The following is a 21,681-nucleotide window of genomic DNA, read 5'->3' as shown; positions in this document are numbered from 1 at the left end:
CATGACCGTCAGCATCGAACACCAAGGCGAGATCGCCGTCGTCACCGTCGATAACCCGCCCGTCAATGCGTTGTCGCAGGCGCTCCGCCAGGGCCTCTTCGAAGCGGCCGAGCGGCTCGACGCCGACCCATCGGTGACGGCGGTAGTGCTTGCCTGTGCCGGGCGCACCTTCATCGCCGGCGCCGATGTCAGCGAATTCGGCAAGCCGCCGATGCCGCCGCACCTGCCCGACCTCGTCGGGCGGATCGAACGGGCGGAGAAGCCCTGGGTCGCCGCGATCCACGGCAGCGCGCTCGGCGGCGGCTTCGAGGTGGCGCTCGGCTGCCGGTTTCGCGTCGCGGTGCCCTCGGCGAGCGTCGGCCTGCCGGAGGTTCGCCTCGGCCTCGTCCCGGGCGCCGGCGGAACGGTCCGGCTGCCGCGTCTTGCGGGTGTGGAGACGGCCGTCGACATGGTCACGACGGGGACGCCGCTTGGCGCGCGAAAGGCGATGGAGACGGGACTGATCGACGCGGTGATCGAGGGCGACCTCGTCGCCGGCGCCATCGATTTCGCGCGCGCGGCGCTCGGCCGGCCGCTGCCGGCCGCGCTTTGCGATCGTCCCGTCGCCGCAGCGGCGGACGGCTTCTGGGAAGCGGCGGCAAAGACGGTTGCCGCCCATGCGAAACGGGAAGAGGCGCCGCTGAAGGCGCTCGCCTGTGTGCGTCGCGCGGCGGAAGCGGATTTCCAAACGGCGATCGCCTTCGAGCGCGAGACCTTCCTTGCGCTGCGCGGCTCGGCGCAGGCTGCAGCACTGGGCCATGTGTTCTTCGCCGAACGGGCGGCGACGCGTCCGCCGGAGCTTGCCGGTGTCACGCCGCGTGCGATCCGTTCAGCAGCGGTGATCGGTGGCGGCACCATGGGCGCCGGCATTGCCGCAACGCTGCGCGATGCCGGTCTTCCGGTGATCCTTGTCGAACGCGACGACGCGGCAGTCGAACGAGGGCTTGCCAATCTCAGCGCGATCTTCGACGGCGCGGTGAAGCGCGGCCGCATCTCTGCCGATGCTGCCGCCGAACGGATGGCGGGCGCCTTCGGCACGACGGATTATGCCGCGCTCGCCGATGTCGATCTGGTCATCGAGGCCGTATTTGAAGATCTGGACGTGAAACGGGACGTCTTTCAACGGCTTGCCGGCGCCTGCCGCGACGATGCGGTGCTGGCGACGAACACGTCCTATCTCGATCCCGAGCGGATCGCGGGAGGCATCAGTCACCCGGAACGCTTCCTGGGCCTTCATTTCTTCAGCCCGGCGCATGTGATGAAGCTGCTCGAAATCGTGCCGACGCAGGCGACGGCACCGGAGGCGCTGGCGACCGGTTTCGCACTGGCGCGGCTGCTGAACAAGATCCCGGTGCGCTCCGGCATCTCGGACGGCTTCATCGGCAATCGCATCCTCAAGGTGACGCGGGCGCAAGCCGAACGGTTGCTGCTTTCCGGCGCCACGCCCACGGCCGTCGATGCCGCCATGCGCGCCTTCGGCATGCCGATGGGGCCGTTCGAGGCGCAGGATCTCGGCGGGCTCGACATCGCTGCGTTCCAGCGCGGGGCCGCCCGCGCGCGCGGCGAGACGCCCTTCGCGCCGATCGCCGATCGTCTCTGCGCGATCGAGCGCTTCGGACAGAAGAGCGGCGGCGGCTGGTATGACTACGAGCCCGGCGACCGCACGCCGCGGACTTCAGAAACCGTCGCGGCCATCATTGCCGAGGAGGCGAAGGGCTGGCCGCGGCGCAATTGGGACGAGGCGTCGATCGCCGACTGCATCCTCTGGCCGATGGTCAACGAGGGCGCGCGCATCCTTGCGGACGGCACCGCGCTCAGGGCCCCCGATATCGACCTCGTGAAGATCCACGGCTACGGCTTCCCGCGCTGGCGCGGCGGGCCAATGCACTATGCTGAAGCTTACGGTCTTGATAAGGTCGTGGCCATGCTCAGCGCGCTTGCGAGCGAGGGTCTCGCCGATCCGCCTTGCGACCTCTTGCTCCAGGCTGCCGCGCGAGGCCGGTTTTCCGGTGCCAGTGGCTAAGGCGGCTGCAGCGGGCGGGTCGACATGGAATGTAGCTGATGATGTAGCAACGCGTCGCAGACGGAGGGGAGGATGCAGGCGCTCACTATCCCGGTATACAGAACGTCACCCGTCGAAATCCTTGAAAGCGAGATCCGCAAGGTTTGCGGCGCCTTCGATCTGGAGCCGATGCGGGGCAGTGGCCTGGTCGCCGGCGACGTCGCTCTGCGCCGCATGGAATATTTCGATGCTGCGGTCGTGGCGCTCGATGCGCGCCACGTGCAGCGCAGCGCCCGATCGATCCGGCAGGACCCGGGCGAGCATCTCTACCTGCTCGTCCAGGACGAAGGCCATTGCCGGGTGGAGCAGGGAGGCCGTTCGGTCGTGCTCGCGCCCGCAGACATGTTCCTCGTCGATTCCATCGAACCCTCTGCCTTCGTCTATGGCGGCCGGCGCTCGAACCAGGTCTCGGTCCACATGCCGCGGGACGAGATGCTGCACCGGTTTGGAGATGCTTGCACGGGCGGTGTGGCGGTCGACCGGCAAGACCCGCTCTGGATCGCCATGCGGGCGGTGCTGACGAAGATGTTGACGGGTCCCGATGTTCAGGTCCAGCTTCGCGAAGCCTTCCTGTGCCTGATGGGCGCCTATCTGCAGGCGGGCCGGAGCTCGGCGCGCGCTTCCGAAACCCTCCTTTCGCGTGCCCTCACCCTGGTCGACCGCCACCGCGAGGATCCGACCTTTGGGCCAGGCGAGCTCGCCTCGCGGCTCAACGTGTCGGAGCGCGTGCTGCAGCGGCATTTCAAGGTCCTCGGCGAGACGCCCGGACATCGGCTCCTCAACCGCCGTCTTGAACTGGCGCACGCGCGGCTTTCCGCCCGCCCGCCGGAACAGGCGCGGGAAGGGGTGGCGGGGATCGCCTACGGCTCGGGGTTCAACGATCTCTCCTATTTCTATCGCGAGTTCCGCAAGCGCTACGGGACCACGCCGGGCGCGGTTGCCCGGCACTGACGGATTTGTCCAATCGAAGGGACGTTCCCGTCCAAGCGCGAATTGCGTCGCGGTTCTACTCTCTGCCTCCGACGGTTCCGTCGGAAACAAGAGGGAGGAGAAGGACCATGATGCAGCATTTCGCGACCATAAACGATAAGCCGGTCACCGGCGGGGCGAGCTTTGCCGTCCTCAATCCGGCGACCGGCGGCGAAGCTGGGCGCGCGCCGAACATGGGCGCGGCCGAGCTCGATGCCGCCGTCGCGGCCGCGAGGGCGGCGTTTCCGGATTGGTCTTCCAGGGCCGACGAGGCGCTGCAGGCCGCCTGCGCCGCGGTGACCGCCAAGATCGAAGAACACGCCGAGGAGCTCGCGCGGGTCGTCACGCTGGAGCAGGGAAAGCCGCTGAACGGCCTCGGATCGCGCTGGGAGATCGGCGGCGCCGTCGCATGGGCCGGCTACACGACCGGCCTATCGCTGCCGGTGAAGCTCCTTCAGGACAACGAGCAGGGCCGTGTGGAACTGCATCGCAGGCCGTTGGGCGTCGTCGGCTCGATCACGCCCTGGAACTTCCCGGTGATGATCGCGATCTGGCACATCATGCCGGCACTGCGGACCGGCAACACGGTGGTGATCAAACCCTCGCCGCATACGCCTCTTTCCACGCTGCGGCTCGTCGAGATCATCAACGAGGTTCTGCCGCCGGGCGTCGTGAATGTTGTGACCGGCGACGACCGGGCCTTCAACATCGGCGCGGCGATGTCGGCACATCCGGATATTCAGAAGATCGTCTTCACCGGCTCCTGCGCGACCGGGCAGAAGATCATGCAATCGGCGGCGCCGACGATGAAGCGGCTGACGCTGGAGATGGGTGGCAACGATGCCGGCATCGTCCTGCCCGACGTCGATCCGCAAGGGATCGCCGAGCGCCTGTTCTGGGGCGCCTTCATCAATAATGGCCAGACATGCGCGGCGATGAAGCGCCTTTATGTGCATGAATCGGTCCATGATGCGGTCTGCGAGGCGCTGGTGGCCTTTGCCAGAAATATCCAGGTCGGCGACGGTATGGACGAGAACACCGTGCTCGGCCCGATCCAGAACCGTATGCAGTTCGACAAGGTTTCGGCGCTCGCCGCCGATGCGAAGAGGCGGGGCAAGGTGCTTCTCGGCGGCGAGCCGGGCGAGGGCCTGTTCTTCCCGCCGACCATCATCGCGGGCTTGAGGAACGGCGACCCGCTCGTCGACGAGGAGCAATTCGGCCCGGCCTTGCCCGTGATCTCCTATGGCAATGTCGAAGACGCGATCGCCATGGCGAACGACAGCTCGAACGGACTCGGCGGGTCCGTCTGGTGCTCGGATATCGACGCCGCGAGAAGGCTAGCCGGAAGGCTTCAATGCGGCTCGGTCTGGATCAACAAGCATGGTGCCATCCAGCCGAACGCCCCCTTCGGCGGCATCAAGGCTTCCGGACTTGGCGTGGAGTTCGCGGAGGAGGGATTGCAGGAATACACCGACATTCAGGTCGTCTTCGCCTGATCGAAAAAACAAAGCAAAGAAGGGAACAGAGAACATGAGAGATTTCAGAGGCATAACGTTGTCCGCCCTGCTCGCCTGCGCGGCAGTGCCGGCCGCGCTCGCTCATCCGCTCGACGGGCTGACGGCAGAGGAATATCAGGAGGTCAACCGGATCCTGCGGGACGAGAAGATCGTGAACGGCGACACTCTCTTCCCGCTCATCGAGCTCAAGGAACCGGCAAAGGCCGATGTGCTCGCCTGGAAGGAGGGCGATGCGCTCGACCGCAAGGCAACGGTGCAGTTCACCAGCCCGGAAGGCTTCAAGGAGGCGATCGTCAACATCACGGAAGGCAAGGTGGAGAGCACTGCGGCCATCAAGGGCCAGCCAATGGTGCTTTTCACCGAGTTCATGAATGCGCTCGAGGGCGCGCTCGGCCATCCCGAAATGATTGCCGGTCTCGCCAAACGCGGGCTGAAGCCCGAAGAGGCATTCTGCCTGCCTCTGACGGCCGGCAATTTCCTGACCGAAGAATATGAAAACTCGCGGCTGATGAAGGTGCCCTGCTATCGCGTTCCGGAGGGATCGAACTTCTATGCGAAACCGATCGAGGGCCTTTTTGCCGTCTACGATATCGGCAAGAAGAGCGTGATCCGGGTCATCGACACCGGCGTCATCGATCTTCCAAAGGACAATTGGGGTTACACGCAAGACGAGGTCGCCGCCCGCACGTCGCTCAGGCCGAAGATGAACAAGGTCGCGCTCACCCAGGAAGGCGGCCCGAACTACAAGCTCAACGGCAGCCATCTCGAATGGGATATCTGGCGGCTCAACCTCAGAGTGGACAAGCGTCCCGGCCTCGTCGTTTCGAATGTCGACGTGAATGACGGCGGCACCTGGCGGTCGGTGATCTACCAGGCGCATCTTTCGGAAGTGTTCGTGCCATATATGGACCCGACGGAGGGCTGGTACTGGCGCACCTACATGGACAGCGGAGAATATGGCTTCGGCCTCTTCCTCAGTCCTCTGACTGCCGGCATCGATTGCCCGGCCAATGCGACCTTCCTGCCAGCGACGATCGCGGACGACAAGGGCAACCCGCTCGTCATCCCGAACGCGATCTGCATCTTCGAGCGCGGCACCGGCGATCCGGCCTGGCGCCACTTCGAGGTCTTCGCCCAGACGCCCGAAAAGCCGGTTCCGGCCGAAGGGCGGCCAGCGACGGAGCTTGTGGTGCGCACCGCCTCGGAAGTCGGCAACTACGATTACCTAATCGACTACCGCCTGCAGCAGAACGGCCAGATCAACGTCTACATCGGCGCGAGCGGACTCGATGCGGTGAAGGGTGTTGGCTCAACCTCGATGAAGGATCCGACCGCGAAGGCCGATACTGCCTATGGCACGCTGATCGCGCCCAATCTCGTTGCTGCCAATCACGACCACTATTTCAACTTCCGCATCGACTTCGACGTCGACCAGCCGGTCAACCATTTCTCGACCATGGACATCGTCCCGGCCAAGGTCGACCCGAAGAGCCCGCGCAAGTCGATGTGGACGGTCGAACACAGCATGCCGCATTCGGAAATGGAGGCGCGTTACCGGCTGTCATCGACGCAACCGCGCTACTTCCATGTCTCGAACCCGGCCCGCGAAAGCTATCTCGGGCACGAGCCGGGCTGGATGATCCACCACGGCAACGTCGCCTACGGCCCGTTCGACTTTGCGAGCGATCCGCCGATGAAGCGCAACGCCTACATAGAATATTCGGTCTGGAACACCGTCTACGATCCGGACCAGCGCTACGCCGGCGGCAAGTACGCGATGCAGAGCGACGGCAGCGACACGCTGGCGGAGTGGGTGAAGGCCGATCGTCCGCTAATGGGCCAGGATATCGTCACCTGGTTCTCGGCAGGCTTCCACCACATCCCGCGCATGGAGGACTGGCCCGTCATGTCGACCGAATGGAAGACCGTGCATATCATGCCGCACAACTTCTTCGCTCATAATCCGGCGCTCTCCATCCGGAACGACTGAAGCGGCTGAACCTTGCGGGGCGCCTCTCGCGGGCGCCCTTTCAGCCTTAAGACGGGTCGCGTGCAACGGACGCATGCGACGCGCTCTACATCTTTGTCTTATGCATGTCGTTGTTCCAAAACCGCTGTGCATTTTTGGGCGAAAGGCATCAGGCGGCTGCCCAAGAGGCGGCCACGCTCATTGCGGCGCGGCACGACTCGCGCCACCCGCGCCGTCAACGCTCCAGGCACCGGGTCCCGTGAAGACGAAGAGCAGGAAGACGAAGCAATAGAGAATTGCGGCATCGCCTCCGTTCAAGACCGGGAAGACGTTCTGCGGCGCATGGACCATCCAGTAGGCGACGGCCATCTCGCCGGCCAGCAGGAAGGCGACCGGACGGGTGAAAAGTCCGATAAGGATCAGGAGGCCGCCGACGAATTCCATGACGGCGCCGATCCCGAAGATGGAAAGAAGCGGCGGCATTCCCTGTTCTGGCGGCGCCGGAAAGCCGAAGAGCTTCTGCGTGCCATGCTCCATGAAGATCAAGGCCGTGACGATCCGAAGCACGGCAAGGGCGAAGGGGCTGTAGCGGTCGAGGAATTCCAACTGTCGCATGGTGGTGTTCCGGTGGTGGAGGCTACAAGGCCATCCCATCCAAATAGGCGAGTGCCCGGATAAAGCAACCCGCTACAGGAACGCGCCCATTGGGCGAGGGGAGACGGCAGCACCTCAGAGCGAGGCCGTGATGCCGCCGTCGACATAAAGCACGTGGCCGTTCACGAAGGACGAGGCGTCGGAAGCAAGAAAGACGCAGGCGCCGACGAGCTCGTCGACCTTGCCCCAGCGGCCCGCCGGCGTGCGTTTCTCGAGCCACGCCGAAAAGGCAGGATCGGCGACGAGGCCCGCGTTGAGGGGCGTGTCGAAATAGCCGGGCGCAATCGCATTGCATTGCAGCCCGTATCTGGCCCAGTCGGTGGCCATGCCCTTGGTCAGGTTGCCGACAGCGCCCTTGGTGGCGGTGTAGGGCGCGATGCTCGGCCGGGCGAGCGCGGTCTGCACGCTGGCGATGTTGATGATCTTGCCGGCGCCGCGGCGGATCATGTGCCGCGCCACCGCCTGGCCGACATTGAAGACGGAGGCGATGTTGGTCTTCATCAGCCGCTCGAAGGCGTCTGCGGGAAAGTCCTCGAGCGGTGCGCGATGCTGCATGCCGGCATTGTTGACGAGAATGCCGATCGCGCCCACCTCCGCCTCGAAACGGTCGACCGCGGACCGCGTTGCGGCATGGTCGGTGACGTCGAAGGCGAGGGTGTGGACACCCCCGAGCTTTTCAGCCGCAGCTTCGAGCTTCGCCTCGTCGCGTCCGTTCAGGATCACCTCGGCGCCGGCCTCGGCGAGGCCGCGGGCGAGCGCAAACCCGATGCCTTGCGACGAACCGGTAACGAGGGCGCGGCGGCCCGTGAGGTCGAACAGTGCCAGACTCATTTCATCCCCTTGCATATGCTTAACACAGCCGTGCTCTGTAATAGCTTTTCCGCGCCGCGACATTCAATGCCAAGGCATTCCGGGGCCGCACGCCCCGTGCGGGGACGTCTCACGGCGAGAATGGCATCCCGGAACCCGGCCGATCCGCGGCGAGCCAGGCTTCGATGCCGCGCGCTGCCGCCCGGCCGGTTGCGAGGCAGGCGGTCAGGAGATAGCCGCCGGTCGGCGCTTCCCAGTCGAGCATCTCGCCGGCGACGAAAAGGCCGGGAAGCTGCTCCAGCATGTAGCCCTCGTCGATCTCGCTCAAGCGGATGCCGCCCGCCGACGAGATCGCTTCGGCGATCGGCCGGGGCCTCAGCACCGGCAAAGGCAAGGCCTTGATATGCGCGGCGAGCCGTAGCGGATCGGCCTTGGCCGCGTCCGGCAGGATGTCCCGCAGGAGCGCCGCCTTTACCGGCTCGAGCCCGGCTCCCTTGCGCAGGCGGTTGGAGAAGCTCGCCTTGCGGTCCTGTCGCGCCAGATCGCGCGCCAGCCGCTCGGCCGTCCGGCCGGGGGCGAGATCGAGCGTGAGTGCTGCCTTGCCATCCCGGTCCAGGCGGTCGCGCAGGCTCGCCGCATGGGCAAAGACGAGGCTGCCCTCGATGCCGTTACGGCTTATGACGAATTCGCCCGGAAACGTGCCTGCGTCGGATGAGGCGGTGACGGCCTTCAGCGGTTTGCCCTGGAAACGCTCCCGGAACGCCTCGCTCCAGGCAACGTCGAAGCCGCAATTGGCGGGGCGGAAGTCGTTGACCTCTACCCCCTTACCCGTCAGCCACGTCACCCAGGCGGCGTCCGACCCGAGCCGCGGCCAGCTTGCGCCGCCAAGCGCCAGGAGCGCGGCATCGCAATGGACGATCTTCCGTCCCGCCGGGGTATCGAAGACATAGCCGCCCTCGGCAAAACCCGCCCAGCGATGGCGGGTGTTGAGCCGCGCACCCTCGGCCTCCAGCCGGCGCAGCCAGGCGCGTAAGAGCGGCGAGGCTTTCATCGCCGTCGGAAAGACCCGGCCGGAGGAGCCGACGAAGGTTTCGATGCCGAGTCCCGCCGCCCAGGCGCGCACGTCGTCGGGCGTGAAGGCGTCGAGCGCCGGGCGCAGCCGATCGGAGGCCGCGCCGCCGAAGCGCGTCGCGAAAAGCGCATAGTCCTCGGCATGGGTGATGTTGAGGCCGGATTTCCCCGCCAGCAGGAACTTGCGGGCCGCCGTCGGCATGGCCTCATAGATCGTCACCGAATGGCCGGCGCGCGACAGCACTTCCGCTGCCATGAGGCCGGCGGGTCCGCCGCCAATGATCGCGATCTCTTTTCTGCGCATCCGTGCCGATTCCTTGAAGCGGTTTCTAGCGCGCACTCTTGGCGCGGTAAGCGTCGAGGTGCAAGCCGATCCGGGATCATCGTCACTGCCCCCGTGCGCGCAACGCCGCCGTCAGGGGAAGCCGGGTGGCGGCAATTGCCGGCAGAGCACCGCCGACGATGCCGATTGCCAGCCCCAAGAGACCGGCGGTCAGCATAACATCGCCCGTCACAGCAAGCTCGAACGTCATGCGGGCATTGTTGGCTCCGATGGTGCTCGCCTGCCAGCCGCTGAAGGCGAGCCACGACGCGGCGATCCCCACGGCGGCACCGACTGCGGCAAGTAGCGTCGCTTCGGCCCAGGTCGCCGCGAAGGCCGGGAGGCGGTTGAAGCCAATTGCGCGGACGGTGGCGATCTCGATCGTCCTGTCCGAGACCGAACTCATCATCGTGTTGAGCGCCCCAGCGGTCGCGCCAATGGCCATCAGAAGCGCAATCGGCCAGCCGAGAAGCCGTATGAGATCGGCCGTTCGCGACGATTGCCCGGCATAGAGATCGGCTTCCGATATCGCGACCAGCGGTGTGCCGGTGACCCTGCCGAGCGCATTCTGCAGGGTCTTGAGGGCGGCAGGCTCGACGAGGCGCAGCCGAAAACTCTGCACCTGGCCCTGGCGATCGAAGGCGGCGCGAACCGCGTCGAGACCGGTCCAGATTTCAGATTCGAAGGCGCTGCCCTTGGCGGAAAAATGCCCCGCTACCCTCCAGTCGACCGCTCCGAGCCGGATCGTGTCGCCGACACCGAATCCGGGAAATTCCTCGGCAAGACGCGCACCGACGACGATCTCACGCGCACCCGGAGCGAAGAAGCGTCCGGCTGACAACCTGACGCCGTCGCGCAGTGACAGCCCGGCGGGCTCCATGCCGCGCAACGCCAGCGTGCGCTCGCCCGCGTCTTCACTCGGCTTCACCTCGACGGGCACGACAAGTTCGCGCGAGGATACGAGGTTGCCCGCCGCATCGCGCGCGACGCCGATATCGCTATTCATCGCCTCAAGAGCACGGACCGCTCCGGCGGGCATGTCCGAACCGCTCTCCTGGTTCGTGCCGCCGCCGAGAATGACGGCGACCGCCGGCGAGCCGGTACCCGTCAGGGTCTTCTCGAAGCCTTTTGCCATGGAGAGAAAGCCGGCGAGGACGCAAACGACGAGCGCAATCGAGATCGTCATGGAGAGGGAAATCGGAAGGCGGCGCGGCAGGCTCAAGAGATTGGCGCGAAGCATTGCGAGCGTCTGTTTGATGATGGAAGACATGGGGCTACCTCGTTTTAAAAGCGGCGGTGATGGATATGCGCATGGCATTGACGGCCGGGAGGGCGCCGGTCGCGAGCCCCAGGGCAAGCATGATCGCCGCCGCCTTGACGAGAATCGGGAGGGAGAAGACGAGACCGAGGGTAGGGGGTGCGAAGAGGGTCGCGAGCTTCGCCAGCGCCAGGCCGATGCCGCCGCCTATGACGAAGATGAACAGTGTTTCAGTGAGGACAAGCGACAGAATACTGGTGCGCGAGAAACCCAGCGATTTCAGAATGCCGATCTCAAAGGTGCGCTCGCGCACGGCGAAGACCATCGTGTTGATGACGATCATCAGGAGGGTGACGAATGCCGCTCCTACGACGAGATCGACGATCAGGCCGACATCGGCATATTGGCGCAGGAAGGCCTCGAGGAACTGCTTTTCCGATTGCGTCCGGGTCGGCGCGACGGAATTGGCGAACAGCGCATCGATGCGGGCAGCAAGCTCGCTCGACGGTACCGAACTCAGCGGACGGACGATGAAGGCATCCGCCGTGTCCCTGTCGCGCGCCCGTGCCGCATTGATGTAGTCATAGCGGGCGATCATGAAATAGGTGTCGCTGCTGGGGTCCTCGCCTGCGAAAATGCCGGCGATCTCGAAGCGCCAGTCGCGGCTGCCGTCCTCCCTGGCGACCTGAAAGGCGGTGACGTTGATGCGGTCGCCGACCGACCAGCCCTGTGCCTCAGCGAGGGCGCGACCGACCAGCACCTGGTCGCGAGCCTTATCGAGTGACTCGATCAGTTCGGGCGTCAGGCCGAGCTCCCTGCCGTTGACGGCGATCAACAAACCCGGGTCGACCGCGCTGACGGCGACCACGTTCCTCTCATTGTCCACGAAGCCGCGCAGACGCGACATGTAGGCTACCGAAGCGACGCCCGGCTCCGACGCGATCCGCGCCATATGAGCCATCGGCAAGGGCTGAGCCCGCCCGGCGGCGTTCATCACCCCCAAAATGTCGTCGCTGGCGCCGGCGGCACTCTGAGTGCCGCTCAGGAAGCTCGCCGTGAGCCCGTAAATCAGGAAGGCCACGGCAACGCAGACCATCAGGAGCAGGCAGCGGATCGGCTTGCGCCATGTGTTCTTTCGGGCAAGCTGAAAAAAGGTCATCAGGCGGCCCTCTTCTCTTCAGCGAAACTGCCTTTGTCGAGGTGGAGCGTGCGCCGGGCATGGAGCGCGGCTTGCGGATCGTGCGTCACCATGACGATCGTCTTCCCAAGTTCGCGGTTGAGGAAACGCAGCATTTCGAGAATCTCATCGGCCGACTTGCGATCGAGATCGCCGGTCGGCTCGTCGCAGAGCAGCAGTTCGGGATCGGCGACGATTGCGCGGGCGATGCCGACGCGCTGCTGCTGCCCGCCCGACATCATCGCCGGATATTGCTTTTCACGACCGGAGAGCCCGACCAGATCAAGGACCTTCCCGACCCGAACGCGCCGCTCTCTGGCTGAAAGAGGCTTGAGCAGGAGCGGCAGTTCCACGTTCTCGGCCGCGTTCAGCATCGGCAGCAGGTTATAGAACTGGAAGACGATGCCCATGTTGTGCGCCCGCCATGCCGAGCGGGCGGTCTCGCCCATCCGGTCGAGCCGGTTGCCGCCGATGCGCAACTCGCCGGCATCCGGCAGGTCTATGCCGGCAAGCATGTTGAGGAGCGTCGATTTTCCCGATCCGGACGGCCCCATGACGGCGACGAAATCGCCGCGGGGGATGGTGAGCTCGAGGCCGGAGAAGATCGGGATCGGCTCGATACCGATCTTGTAGGCCTTTCGTATGTTCTTCAGCGCAATATACGGTTCGTCCTTGGTGCTATCGGTCATTTTGCCGTTCTCCAGTTTGGCTGTCGGTATCGATCACGTTGACGCGGATGCGCGCGGCCATATTGGGCCGGATGCCATCAGGCGGGGCGACGAGGGAGAGACGAAGCGTGATCGTGCCCTTTTCCGCCGAGACCACGGGGGCGAGCCGTGTGAGCACGATTTCGAAAGGCCGATCGGGAAACCCGTCGAGCACCGCTTCTCCGCGAATGCCGGGTCGCAGCGCTGCGACACTCGTTTCCGCCACATCGGCGTCGATAACCATGCTGCCGGTGTTGGTGATCGTCAGCAGGCTCTGGTTTTCCCGCACGCTGTCGGCCCGTGCGAGCACGGTGTCGCCGATATGGGCGTTGAGCCGCGTGATCGTGCCGGCGAAAGGGGCGCGGACGGTCAGCTCATCGACCGCTTCCTGCGCGATGCGGATCGCCAGCTCGGCCCTCGAGATGTCCTGCTGTGCCTGCGCAACCTCGTTGCGCGCGCTTTCCCAGGCGGAACGCGCGTCTTCGAGCCGCTGCCTGGATGCCGCGTCGCGGGCGGCGAGGCTCTCTACGCGATCGAGCGAGGCGCGCGTCTGTGCGAGCGCGATATCCTTGGCCGCAAGAGCGAGATCGGCCGAAATCTTCGCGGCTTTCGCTTGCTCGAGCGCGTAGCGGGCATTGGCGTCATCGAGCGTGACCAGCACTTGGCCAGCCGCGACATGGTCTCCCACCTCGACGGCGATGTCGGTAATCCTGCCCTCATATCTGGAGAACACCGTTGTGGCGCGTGGCGCGACCACATAGCCGGAGCCGGTAACCTCGCGTGCAATGGCGAGCGGCGCTCCCGGAACCGCGGAGATCTCGCCATCTCGCGATTTTCCCTGCTCGCGCGGGTCGACTATCTCGCTGCCGGACACCATGGAACCAGCCGTGGTGTCTGGTCGACCGAGGAGCGCGGTCTTGAAGCGAACCACCGCCTCCGGCCAGAAGACGGCCGGAAGACAAGATGCGGCGACCAGTACGGGGAGGCTGACGACGAGTACGAGCCGCCGGGCGCTTTTCTTCGGCGACTGAAATGTCCGGGGCGGAGGCTCAAGGGAGAGCGACTTGAGCGTCTCGGCGAGTTTGCGGTCGTGTTCGGTGATCGTGTTCATGCCGACAGCATGGCCGGACCCGCCGGAAACTCGACCTCAAACAGGTTTTAGATCGTGCTCGATCGCGATTTCGTACCGTTCAGGCGTGCTGCGCCTTCTTTTCCCGCCATTGGAGCGGCGCCCTATCCGTGACGCGGCGAAACTCGCGATTGAAGTTGGATTTGGTCTGGAACCCCACCTCGAACATGATCTCCGTCACGGATTTTTCCGTCTCTGCGAGCAGGCGGCATGCTTCCGCGATGCGGAACTCGTTCACATATTGCGAGACGTTCTTGGCTGTCGTTCGGTTGATCGCTGCCGAAATCTGCCGGGCTGGAATGCCGGCCTTACGGGCGAGCCGATCGAGGTTAAGGTCCACATCGCGATAGATACGCCTCGTTTCCATCAGCCTCTGGACGGCGATCATCGTTTCCTTGTCCTCCGCCACGTCGGGCTCCGGCGTCGGTTCGACGACCTCCAGAGGCGTGCGACTACGGCTCGCCACCGCGCCGGCGATCGACAGGATGATCAGCGCCGCGAGGTTTCCGACGGTGATCGTCACCAACGCATATTTGCCTTGGGTCCAGGCCAAATCGAGGAAGACGAAGGTGTCGAGCGCTGCTGACAGGAGCAGGGCGAAAGCTGCGAAAAGAATTGCGCGATAGGCCGGCACCGCGTTCTCGAAGGTCGCCAGTCGAAGCGCGTCCGTCCCCGGCCGCATGAGAAGAAGGATTGCAACGGCATAACCGACGAAGATCAGGACGAGCGCCACATCGATGGCGTCCCGCCACAGCGCCACCAGCAGTATGATGACGACAGCCGGCGCGCCGTGCAGGCCGATGCGCAGAAGCGTTGGCAGGCGGCTCGTGCGCACCAGCCGGGATACGCCGCAATAGGCAAGCGGCGGCACAATGGCCGCACCGACGGGTGCGATGAACATGACGCCCTGCAGCCCATAGCCCCAGCGAAGCCCGGACAGCAATGATTGCAGGACGCTGACCAGAATCAACGCGAGAAACGGCAGGTTGCGCGGGGCCTCGTCGTCCCGCCTCGCGACGGCGGCGAAGAGAACAAGGAGAAGGATGGCGACGACGAAGGGAAGCGGTACGAAGAGCATGGAGACGCACGAGGAGAGGAGCGGAGGAAAAATCGGTCGATACCACTATGGCCGAGACTACGATTTTCCGCGACCTTGATCGCGTTCGAGGTCGAAGATTCTGCGCGGCGAGTGCTTTCACTACTCGGCCTCGATGTGCTGGGCAGGCTGAAGATAAGCCGTCGGCTGCGGCATCCTATTTGAAATCGCCGCTCACGCCTCTGGCGCCGGGCCGGTGGATTCGCGCAGGATCAGCTCGACCGGCCAGAGTTCGTGAATCTCCGTCGCCGGCCGTCCGGAGAGCAATTGCAGCACGAGATCCGCCGATCGCGCCCCGGCCGCCCGCATGGAGGAGCGGGTTGCCGAAAGCGACGGGACCATGTTCTCGGCCGTGAGGTACGGAAAGACGTCGTCATGCGCGATCACCGAGATATCCCGCCCGACGACAAGCCCGCGGGAGCGCACGGCGCGATAGACCCCAAGTGCCGTCATCATCGAGCCGGCAACGAAGGCCGTGGGCCGCGGCGACTGCTCGAGGAACGACCGGGCAAAGCGAAAACCGAGCTCGTCGGTGAAATGGCCGTGGGTCACAAGGCGCGGGTCGAAGAGAATGCCACGCTCCTGAAGCGCGTCGCGGTAGCCCTTGTCGCGGTGAAGCGAAAAGGTCCTGCCGGCCGGGCCGTTGATCATCGCGATGCGCTTGTGGCCGAGGTCGAGCAGGTGGGAGGTCGCACGTCGGACGGCGCCCTCGTTGTCGATGTCGAGCCAAGCATGCGGCACGTCGGTCTCGGAGCGGCCGTGAAGCAGGAAGGGAAAGCCGAGCTCGTGCAGGAGCGCGATGCGCTCGTCGTTCGGCTTCGGCGAGTGGACGATCACGGCATCGACCCGCCCGCTGGTCGCAAGGCGGCTATAGAGCGGAACCTGGTCGGTTAAATCGCGATCCGTCGTCGGACTGACGAGGATGTCGATGTCTTCCCCGTCGAGTCGCTCCGCCATGCCGCTCATGAATTCGGCAAAATGGAATTCGCCGGTCCGGCCCATCACGACGCCGATTGCACCCGCGCGGCCGGTGACCAGGCGCACCGCATTGATATTGGGTCGATAGCCGAGCCGGACGGCCTCCTCGGCGACGCGCTTGCGGGTCTTCTCGCTAACCTCGGGATAGCCGCTCAGGGCGCGGCTGACCGTCGTTGGCGAAAGGCCCAGTTGGCGGGCGAACTCCTTGAGCTTCATGCGCCTATTTATTCCCATAACCCCGTTGCCGAATGACGAATATACGCCTTTGCCCCGAGGAACAACCGGCGCGCTGCGGCGCCAAGCCCGTTGGCCTGTGCCGATGGCTGCGCAGCCAAAGCGTTTTAAATTTGTCTGCAGTGCGCGCGGGACAAGCGGCTGCCGACAAAACGTCGAGGGAGAGTTGTGAACATCGTAAGTGCATGAATATACAACAAAAGTCCAGTCGATAAGCGAGGTTGTGGGTCACTAGTTTGTGCGTATTGACAATATCTGGGGCTTCTGACAGGTTTTTCCAACCAAACCGCTTTCGAATTGCTGAGGAGCCTTCGAGCGGTGGGGGATTTTGGAGGAGCCACCGGACATGACAATGCTTCTGAGGACCTTGACTTTTTGCGCCGCTCTTGGCGCCGTCGATCTTGTTGTCGCCGCGGAACTTTCGCTTGCGGCCAACACCACCGGCAAAAACGTGCATTTCATGCGCGAGCAGCTCGATATCTTCGAGAAGCAGACCGGCCACAAGGTCAACCTCGTCACCATGCCGCCCTCGTCGAGCGAGCAATTCAGCCAGTATCGTCTATGGCTGGCCGCCGAAAACAAGGATGTCGACGTCTATCAGACGGATGTCATCTGGGCGCCGCAGCTCGCCGATCAGTTCGTCGACCTGACGGAAGCAGCCAAGGATGTGGTTGGCGACTACTTCCCCTCGATCATCCAGTCGCAGACGGTCAACGGCCGCCTCGTTGCGCTGCCGCTCTTCACCGACGCTCCTGCGCTCTATTACCGCAAGGACCTCCTGGAGAAATACGGCAAGACCCCGCCCAAGACCTGGGACGAACTGGCGGCGACCGCCAAGGAGATCCAGGAGAAGGAGCGCGCTGCCGGAAATGCCGACATCTGGGGCTTTGTCTTCCAGGCAAACGCCTATGAGGGGCTGACCTGCAACGCGCTCGAATGGATCAAATCCTCCGGCGGCGGACAGATCGTCGAGCCGGACGGGACGATCTCCGTCAACAACGAGAAGGCGGCCGCCGCCATCGATCGGGTGAAGGGGTGGATCGGCACAATAGCCCCGGAGGGCGTGCTAGCTTACCAGGAAGAAGAATCGCGCGGCGTCTGGCAGACCGGCAATGCGGTCTTCATGCGCAACTGGCCCTATGCCTATGCGCTCGGAAACGGCGACGACAGCGCCGTCAAAGGCAAGTTCGATGTCGTGCCGCTTCCGACTGCGAGCGAAGGCGAGAAGCCGTCATCGACGCTCGGCGGCTGGAATCTAGCCGTGTCGAAATATTCCGACGAGCAGGAAGCGGCGGTCGAGCTGGTAAAGTTCCTCTCCTCCAAGGAAGTGCAGAAGCAGCGTGCGCTGCAGCTCTCGCAACTTCCGACGCTCGCTGCGCTTTATGACGATGCCGAGATCGCCGCCGCGCAGCCGTTCATGCCCAACTGGAAGCCGATCTTCCAAAGCGCCGTGCCGCGCCCGTCGGCGGTGGCCAAGGTCAAATACAACGAGGTCTCCTCGAAGTTCTGGAGCGCCGTTCACAATACGCTCTCCGGCGACGGCACCGCTGCCGAAAACCTCGAACTGCTTGAAGTCGAACTGACGGAGCTCAAAGGCGATAGCTGGTAACCCTCCCCGGGCGCGGAAGGGGCTCGAAATTGCGCACTTCCCTTCTCGCCTTGCAGCGTCGCCGAGGATGGCGGCTCCTCCCGCCGCCATCCTCCTCTCCTTACGAACCTCTTGGGCGAAAGCCGAACGGCAAAGGTGAGCCAAGTCATGACCGATCTTACCGTCGCGGAACCGCCGGCCGCGCTTGCGCGCAGTCACATCAGTTCGGACTTGCGGGCGCAGCGTGTCCGTTCGGCCTGGGTGTTTCTGGCGCCGACACTTCTCGTGCTGGCGCTCGTCGCGGGCTGGCCGCTCGTCAGGACCATCTATTTCAGCTTCACCAATGCGTCGCTCACGAATCTGGCCGGCGCCGAGTTCATCGGCTTCAACAATTATCTTTCCTGGATCACGCTGAAGAGCGGCCGCACGATCTATCGGGGGCTGCTCGCGGATCCCGCCTGGTGGAACGCGGTCTGGAACACGCTGAAATTCACCCTTGTTTCGGTCAGCATCGAGACGGTGCTGGGGCTCGTCGTGGCCCTGGTGCTGAACGCGCACTTTCCGGGCCGCGGTCTGGTCCGCGCCGCGATCCTCATCCCGTGGGCGATCCCGACGATCGTTTCGGCCAAGATGTGGGCCTGGATGCTCAACGACCAGTTCGGCATCCTCAATGACATATTGCTCGGCCTCGGCCTGATCAGCCAAAAAATCGCCTGGACTGCGAATCCCGACACGGCGATGCTCGCCGTCCTGATCGTCGATGTGTGGAAGACGACGCCGTTCATGGCGCTCTTGATCCTCGCCGGCCTGCAGATGGTGCCGGGCGACATTTATGAAGCGGCGAAGATCGACGGCGTTCACCCGGTCCGCGTTTTCTGGCGGGTGACGCTGCCGCTGATCCGGCCGGCGTTGATGGTGGCCGTCATCTTCCGCATGCTCGATGCGTTGCGCATCTTCGATCTGATCTACGTGCTCACTCCCAACAACGTCCAGACGAAGACGATGTCGGTGCTGGCGCGCGAAAACCTCTTCGATTTCGACAAGTTCGCCTATGGGGCGGCCGTCTCGACCATGCTCTTTCTCATCATCGCCGCGATCACCGTCCTCTACATGTGGTTCGGCCGCGTCAATTTCGAAGGAGAACGCTGATGGTCGCCACAATCGCAAAGCGGACCGCCTTCTACGCCCTCGTCGCGACGATCATCGTCATTGCGGTCTTCCCCTTCTATTACGCGATCCTCACCAGCCTCAAATCCGGCACGGCCTTGTTCCGGGTCGACTATTGGCCGAGAGAGCTCTCGTTTGCCAATTACGCGGGCGTCCTCTCCCAGGGCAGCTTCGTCCGCAATCTCGGGAACTCGCTCATGGTCGCGACGTCGGTCGTCGCCATTTCGCTGCTGCTTGCGATCACCGCGGCTTACGCGCTCGGACGTGTGCGTTTCCGCGGCCGCTCGCTCCTGCTTCTCACCATCCTGTCGGTGTCGATGTTTCCGCAGATCGCCGTTCTTGCGGGTCTCTTCGAACTCATCCGCTTCGTCGGCGTCTTCAACACGCCGCTCGCGCTCATTTTTTCCTACATGATCTTCACCCTGCCGTTCACGGTCTGGGTCCTGACCACCTTCATGCGCGACCTGCCGGTCGAGATCGAGGAGGCGGCGATCGTCGACGGCGCTTCGCCCTGGGTGATCATCACGCGGGTCTTCATGCCTCTGATGTGGCCGGCCCTGGTGACCACCGGCCTGCTCGCCTTCATCGCCGCCTGGAACGAGTTCCTGTTTGCGCTGACATTCACCTCGTCGAATACGCAGCGCACCGTGCCGGTCGCGATCGCGCTCCTGTCCGGCAGCAGCAATTTCGAAATTCCCTGGGGCAACATCATGGCCGCGTCGGTGATCGTCACCGTGCCGCTGGTCATCCTGGTGCTGATCTTTCAGCGGCGGATCATTTCCGGTCTCACGGCCGGCGGCGTCAAAGGCTAGGGCGGGATGAGGAAAAGTGTGGGCGGTTTTCCGCCCGCAGCCCGCCCTCACTCATTGATCTAGGAGAGGAAAATGGCAGAGCTGCAATTGCGCGATATCCGCAAATCCTTCGGCGCCTTCGACGTCATCAAGGGTGTCAGCATGGACATCCGGGCGGGCGAGTTCATGGTCTTCGTAGGGCCCTCCGGCTGCGGCAAGTCGACCCTGCTGCGGCTGATTGCGGGGTTGGAGGAGATCACCTCGGGCACGCTTTCCTTCGATGGCCAGGTCGTCAACCATCTCGTGCCGTCGAAACGCGGCATCGCCATGGTCTTCCAGTCCTATGCGCTCTATCCGCATATGACCGTTTTCGAGAATATGGCCTTCGGCATGCAGCTTGCCGGCAAGGACAAGGAGCAATGCAGGAAGCGCGTGGAGGCGGCGGCGGAAATGCTGCAGCTCACGCCGTATCTCAAGCGCCTGCCGCGCCAGCTCTCGGGCGGCCAGCGCCAGCGCGTGGCGATCGGCCGGGCGATCGTGCGCGATCCGAAGGTCTTCCTCTTCGACGAGCCGCTTTCCAATCTCGACGCGGCGCTGCGCGTCGCCACCCGCCTCGAAATCGCCAAGCTTCACCGCAGCATGCACAAGACGACGATGATCTACGTCACCCATGACCAGGTCGAGGCGATGACGCTCGCCGACCGCATCTGTGTCCTGAGGGACGGGCTCGTCGAGCAGATAGGCACGCCGTTGGAGCTTTACGAGAAGCCGAACTCGGTCTTCGTCGCCGGCTTCATCGGCTCGCCGAAAATGAATTTCCTCTCCGGGCCGTTTGCCGAGCCTTACAAGGCCGAGACAATCGGCGTCCGGGCGGAGCATCTGGAGATCGTCGAGCAGGGAGGAGAGTGGAGCGGGACCGTCATCCATTCCGAGATGCTCGGTTCCGACAGCTATGTCTATCTCGATATAGGTGCCGGCGAGCCGGTGATCGCCCGCGAGGGGGGCATCTCCAGGCACCAACCGGGACAGATGCTCAGGATTTCGCCGGCCGCCGGCCAGGTTCACCGCTTCGATGCAGGGGGCCGAGCGATCGGGCGCGTGGAAATGCGGGGTGCGGCCTAGATCAAATCATTTGCGATTTGCCCATTCGCGCCGATGGCGCTTCCGGCCGCGACAAGGCCTGACGATAATGCCTGATCCGGAGGATTTCGGATCATTCCAAAGACTTAAACGTTAGGGCAGGAAAGGGCGGGGACCCGCGTGGTTGTCCCGGCCTTAATCCGCGCCGACACTTCAAGCAACGGACATCAGGCACCCGCCAGCGGGTGCCCTTAATCACGAGGAGAAATGACCGTGCCTATCAACGCTATCGTGTGGGGCGAGAACATCCACGAACAGACGAATGCAGTGGTTCGGGAGATCTATCCGGACGGCATGCACAACACGATCGCCAACGCGATCAATGCCGATCCCGCAATCAAGGCAACGACTGCCACCTTGCAGGAGCCGGAGCACGGACTGACGGAAGAGCGGCTGGCCTCCGCCGACGTGCTCCTGTGGTGGGGCCACAAGGACCACGGTGCCGTCGCCGATGAGATCGTCGAAAGGGTCGCCAAACGTGTGTGGGAAGGCATGGGGCTGATCGTTCTCCATTCCGGCCATTTCTCCAAAGTGTTCAAGCGCCTGATGGGCACGCCCTGCGCGCTGAAGTGGCGCGAGGCGGGCGAGCGTGAACGCGTCTGGGTCGTCAATCCGCGCCACCCGATTGCCGAGGGTCTCGGCGAGCATTTCGTCATCGAGCACGAGGAGATGTATGGCGAACAGTTCTCCGTGCCGGAGCCGCTGGAGACGGTTTTCATTTCGTGGTTTGCCGGTGGCGAGGTGTTTCGCTCCGGGCTTACCTGGCGGCGCGGCGCCGGCAATATCTTCTACTTCCGCCCCGGCCACGAAACCTATCCGACTTATCACGACGCGACGGTGCACCACGTCCTGCGCAATGCGGTGAAATGGGCGCATAACCCGCAGGGCACTTACCGGGCGATCCATGAGGCGCCGAACGTGCCGGTGGAGAAGGCGCTGGAGCCGATCGTCGAGCGTGGCCCGAAGCTGCACCGGGCCGGCGAAGCTGGATATAGATGAGGGA

General features: G+C 64.2%; 18 protein-coding genes. 9 read left to right on the top strand and 9 right to left on the bottom strand.

Features of this window, described 5'->3' with window-relative positions:
* Position 1 precedes the first annotated feature (1 nt).
* The 4 genes from M728_RS23575 to M728_RS23560 all read left to right on the top strand — a co-directional run bounded on the left by M728_RS23575 (position 2) and on the right by M728_RS23560 (position 6,577).
* Positions 2-2,062, top strand: coding sequence for a 3-hydroxyacyl-CoA dehydrogenase NAD-binding domain-containing protein (locus M728_RS23575; RefSeq protein ID WP_026620794.1), 2,061 nt, complete (start codon positions 2-4; stop codon positions 2,060-2,062).
* Positions 2,063-2,134: 72 nt separating this feature from the next.
* Positions 2,135-3,052, top strand: coding sequence for a helix-turn-helix domain-containing protein (locus M728_RS23570; protein WP_026620793.1), 918 nt, complete (start codon positions 2,135-2,137; stop codon positions 3,050-3,052).
* Positions 3,053-3,159: 107 nt separating this feature from the next.
* Positions 3,160-4,566, top strand: a complete 1,407-nt coding sequence (locus tag M728_RS23565) for an aldehyde dehydrogenase family protein (protein ID WP_026620792.1) — start codon at positions 3,160-3,162, stop codon at positions 4,564-4,566.
* A 34-nt stretch (positions 4,567-4,600) separates the two neighbouring features.
* Positions 4,601-6,577 carry a tyramine oxidase gene (locus M728_RS23560; protein ID WP_026620791.1) on the top strand — a complete coding sequence of 659 codons (1,977 nt, stop codon included), beginning with the start codon at positions 4,601-4,603 and terminating at the stop codon, positions 6,575-6,577.
* A 177-nt stretch (positions 6,578-6,754) separates the two neighbouring features.
* On the opposite strand, the gene M728_RS23555 is transcribed toward M728_RS23560, so the two are convergent.
* From M728_RS23555 to M728_RS23515, 9 genes are all read right to left on the bottom strand, one after another.
* On the bottom strand, positions 6,755-7,171 hold the full coding sequence (locus M728_RS23555) for a DoxX family protein (protein ID WP_026620790.1): 417 nt from the start codon (positions 7,169-7,171) through the stop codon (positions 6,755-6,757).
* 114 nt (positions 7,172-7,285) lie between these two features.
* Entirely contained in the window at positions 7,286-8,041 is a 756-nt protein-coding gene (locus M728_RS23550; protein WP_026620789.1) for an SDR family oxidoreductase, read from the bottom strand.
* A gap of 109 nt (positions 8,042-8,150) precedes the next feature.
* Positions 8,151-9,395, bottom strand: a complete 1,245-nt coding sequence (locus M728_RS23545; protein WP_026620788.1) for an NAD(P)/FAD-dependent oxidoreductase — start codon at positions 9,393-9,395, stop codon at positions 8,151-8,153.
* Between the two features lie 82 nt (positions 9,396-9,477).
* Positions 9,478-10,683, bottom strand: coding sequence for an ABC transporter permease (locus M728_RS23540; protein ID WP_026620787.1), 1,206 nt, complete (start codon positions 10,681-10,683; stop codon positions 9,478-9,480).
* Between the two features lie 4 nt (positions 10,684-10,687).
* Positions 10,688-11,830 (bottom strand): ABC transporter permease, encoded by a 1,143-nt coding sequence (locus M728_RS23535; protein WP_026620786.1) that lies wholly within the window; start codon positions 11,828-11,830, stop codon positions 10,688-10,690.
* Positions 11,830-12,537: an ABC transporter ATP-binding protein gene (locus M728_RS23530; RefSeq protein ID WP_026620785.1), complete on the bottom strand. Its 708-nt coding sequence runs from the start codon at positions 12,535-12,537 to the stop codon at positions 11,830-11,832. Before M728_RS23530 ends, M728_RS23535 begins: the two co-directional genes overlap by 1 nt.
* Positions 12,527-13,666 (bottom strand): efflux RND transporter periplasmic adaptor subunit, encoded by a 1,140-nt coding sequence (locus tag M728_RS23525; protein WP_026620784.1) that lies wholly within the window; start codon positions 13,664-13,666, stop codon positions 12,527-12,529. The genes M728_RS23530 and M728_RS23525 overlap by 11 nt, the downstream gene beginning before the upstream one ends.
* A gap of 79 nt (positions 13,667-13,745) precedes the next feature.
* Positions 13,746-14,762: an AraC family transcriptional regulator gene (locus M728_RS23520; RefSeq protein WP_034883624.1), complete on the bottom strand. Its 1,017-nt coding sequence runs from the start codon at positions 14,760-14,762 to the stop codon at positions 13,746-13,748.
* A gap of 192 nt (positions 14,763-14,954) precedes the next feature.
* Positions 14,955-15,974, bottom strand: a complete 1,020-nt coding sequence (locus M728_RS23515) for a substrate-binding domain-containing protein (RefSeq protein WP_026620782.1) — start codon at positions 15,972-15,974, stop codon at positions 14,955-14,957.
* A gap of 364 nt (positions 15,975-16,338) precedes the next feature.
* Here M728_RS23515 and M728_RS23510 point away from each other — a divergent pair, with 364 nt between their 5' ends.
* The 5 genes from M728_RS23510 (at position 16,339) to M728_RS23490 (ending at position 21,677) form a co-directional block, all read left to right on the top strand.
* Entirely contained in the window at positions 16,339-17,601 is a 1,263-nt protein-coding gene (locus tag M728_RS23510; protein WP_156943428.1) for an ABC transporter substrate-binding protein, read from the top strand.
* A gap of 147 nt (positions 17,602-17,748) precedes the next feature.
* Complete coding sequence (locus tag M728_RS23505; RefSeq protein ID WP_026620780.1) at positions 17,749-18,729, top strand: carbohydrate ABC transporter permease; 981 nt, start codon at positions 17,749-17,751, stop codon at positions 18,727-18,729.
* Positions 18,729-19,559, top strand: a complete 831-nt coding sequence (locus tag M728_RS23500; protein ID WP_026620779.1) for a carbohydrate ABC transporter permease — start codon at positions 18,729-18,731, stop codon at positions 19,557-19,559. The genes M728_RS23505 and M728_RS23500 overlap by 1 nt, the downstream gene beginning before the upstream one ends.
* 72 nt (positions 19,560-19,631) lie before the next feature.
* The gene (locus M728_RS23495) at positions 19,632-20,660 is read left to right on the top strand and encodes an ABC transporter ATP-binding protein (RefSeq protein ID WP_026620778.1); all 1,029 of its coding nucleotides are present in this window, start codon (positions 19,632-19,634) and stop codon (positions 20,658-20,660) included.
* Positions 20,661-20,891: 231 nt separating this feature from the next.
* The gene (locus tag M728_RS23490; RefSeq protein WP_026614646.1) at positions 20,892-21,677 is read left to right on the top strand and encodes a ThuA domain-containing protein; all 786 of its coding nucleotides are present in this window, start codon (positions 20,892-20,894) and stop codon (positions 21,675-21,677) included.
* Positions 21,678-21,681 lie beyond the last annotated feature (4 nt).

Source organism: Ensifer sp. WSM1721 (assembly GCF_000513895.2).
Classification (GTDB): domain Bacteria; phylum Pseudomonadota; class Alphaproteobacteria; order Rhizobiales; family Rhizobiaceae; genus Sinorhizobium.
This window is presented reverse-complemented; position numbering and strand designations above follow the sequence as displayed.

Excerpts from the sequence above, each read along its gene's own strand:
- M728_RS23575 (WP_026620794.1), top strand. The coding sequence starts at position 2 with ATGACCGTCAGCATCGAACACCAAGGCGAGATCGCCGTCGTCACCGTC.
- M728_RS23570 (WP_026620793.1), top strand. The coding sequence starts at position 2,135 with ATGCAGGCGCTCACTATCCCGGTATACAGAACGTCACCCGTCGAAATC.
- M728_RS23565 (WP_026620792.1), top strand. The coding sequence starts at position 3,160 with ATGATGCAGCATTTCGCGACCATAAACGATAAGCCGGTCACCGGCGGG.
- M728_RS23560 (WP_026620791.1), top strand. The coding sequence starts at position 4,601 with ATGAGAGATTTCAGAGGCATAACGTTGTCCGCCCTGCTCGCCTGCGCG.
- M728_RS23555 (WP_026620790.1), bottom strand. The coding sequence starts at position 7,171 with ATGCGACAGTTGGAATTCCTCGACCGCTACAGCCCCTTCGCCCTTGCC.
- M728_RS23550 (WP_026620789.1), bottom strand. The coding sequence starts at position 8,041 with ATGAGTCTGGCACTGTTCGACCTCACGGGCCGCCGCGCCCTCGTTACC.
- M728_RS23545 (WP_026620788.1), bottom strand. The coding sequence starts at position 9,395 with ATGCGCAGAAAAGAGATCGCGATCATTGGCGGCGGACCCGCCGGCCTC.
- M728_RS23540 (WP_026620787.1), bottom strand. The coding sequence starts at position 10,683 with ATGTCTTCCATCATCAAACAGACGCTCGCAATGCTTCGCGCCAATCTC.
- M728_RS23535 (WP_026620786.1), bottom strand. The coding sequence starts at position 11,830 with ATGACCTTTTTTCAGCTTGCCCGAAAGAACACATGGCGCAAGCCGATC.
- M728_RS23530 (WP_026620785.1), bottom strand. The coding sequence starts at position 12,537 with ATGACCGATAGCACCAAGGACGAACCGTATATTGCGCTGAAGAACATA.
- M728_RS23525 (WP_026620784.1), bottom strand. The coding sequence starts at position 13,666 with ATGAACACGATCACCGAACACGACCGCAAACTCGCCGAGACGCTCAAG.
- M728_RS23520 (WP_034883624.1), bottom strand. The coding sequence starts at position 14,762 with ATGCTCTTCGTACCGCTTCCCTTCGTCGTCGCCATCCTTCTCCTTGTT.
- M728_RS23515 (WP_026620782.1), bottom strand. The coding sequence starts at position 15,974 with ATGAAGCTCAAGGAGTTCGCCCGCCAACTGGGCCTTTCGCCAACGACG.
- M728_RS23510 (WP_156943428.1), top strand. The coding sequence starts at position 16,339 with ATGACAATGCTTCTGAGGACCTTGACTTTTTGCGCCGCTCTTGGCGCC.
- M728_RS23505 (WP_026620780.1), top strand. The coding sequence starts at position 17,749 with ATGACCGATCTTACCGTCGCGGAACCGCCGGCCGCGCTTGCGCGCAGT.
- M728_RS23500 (WP_026620779.1), top strand. The coding sequence starts at position 18,729 with ATGGTCGCCACAATCGCAAAGCGGACCGCCTTCTACGCCCTCGTCGCG.
- M728_RS23495 (WP_026620778.1), top strand. The coding sequence starts at position 19,632 with ATGGCAGAGCTGCAATTGCGCGATATCCGCAAATCCTTCGGCGCCTTC.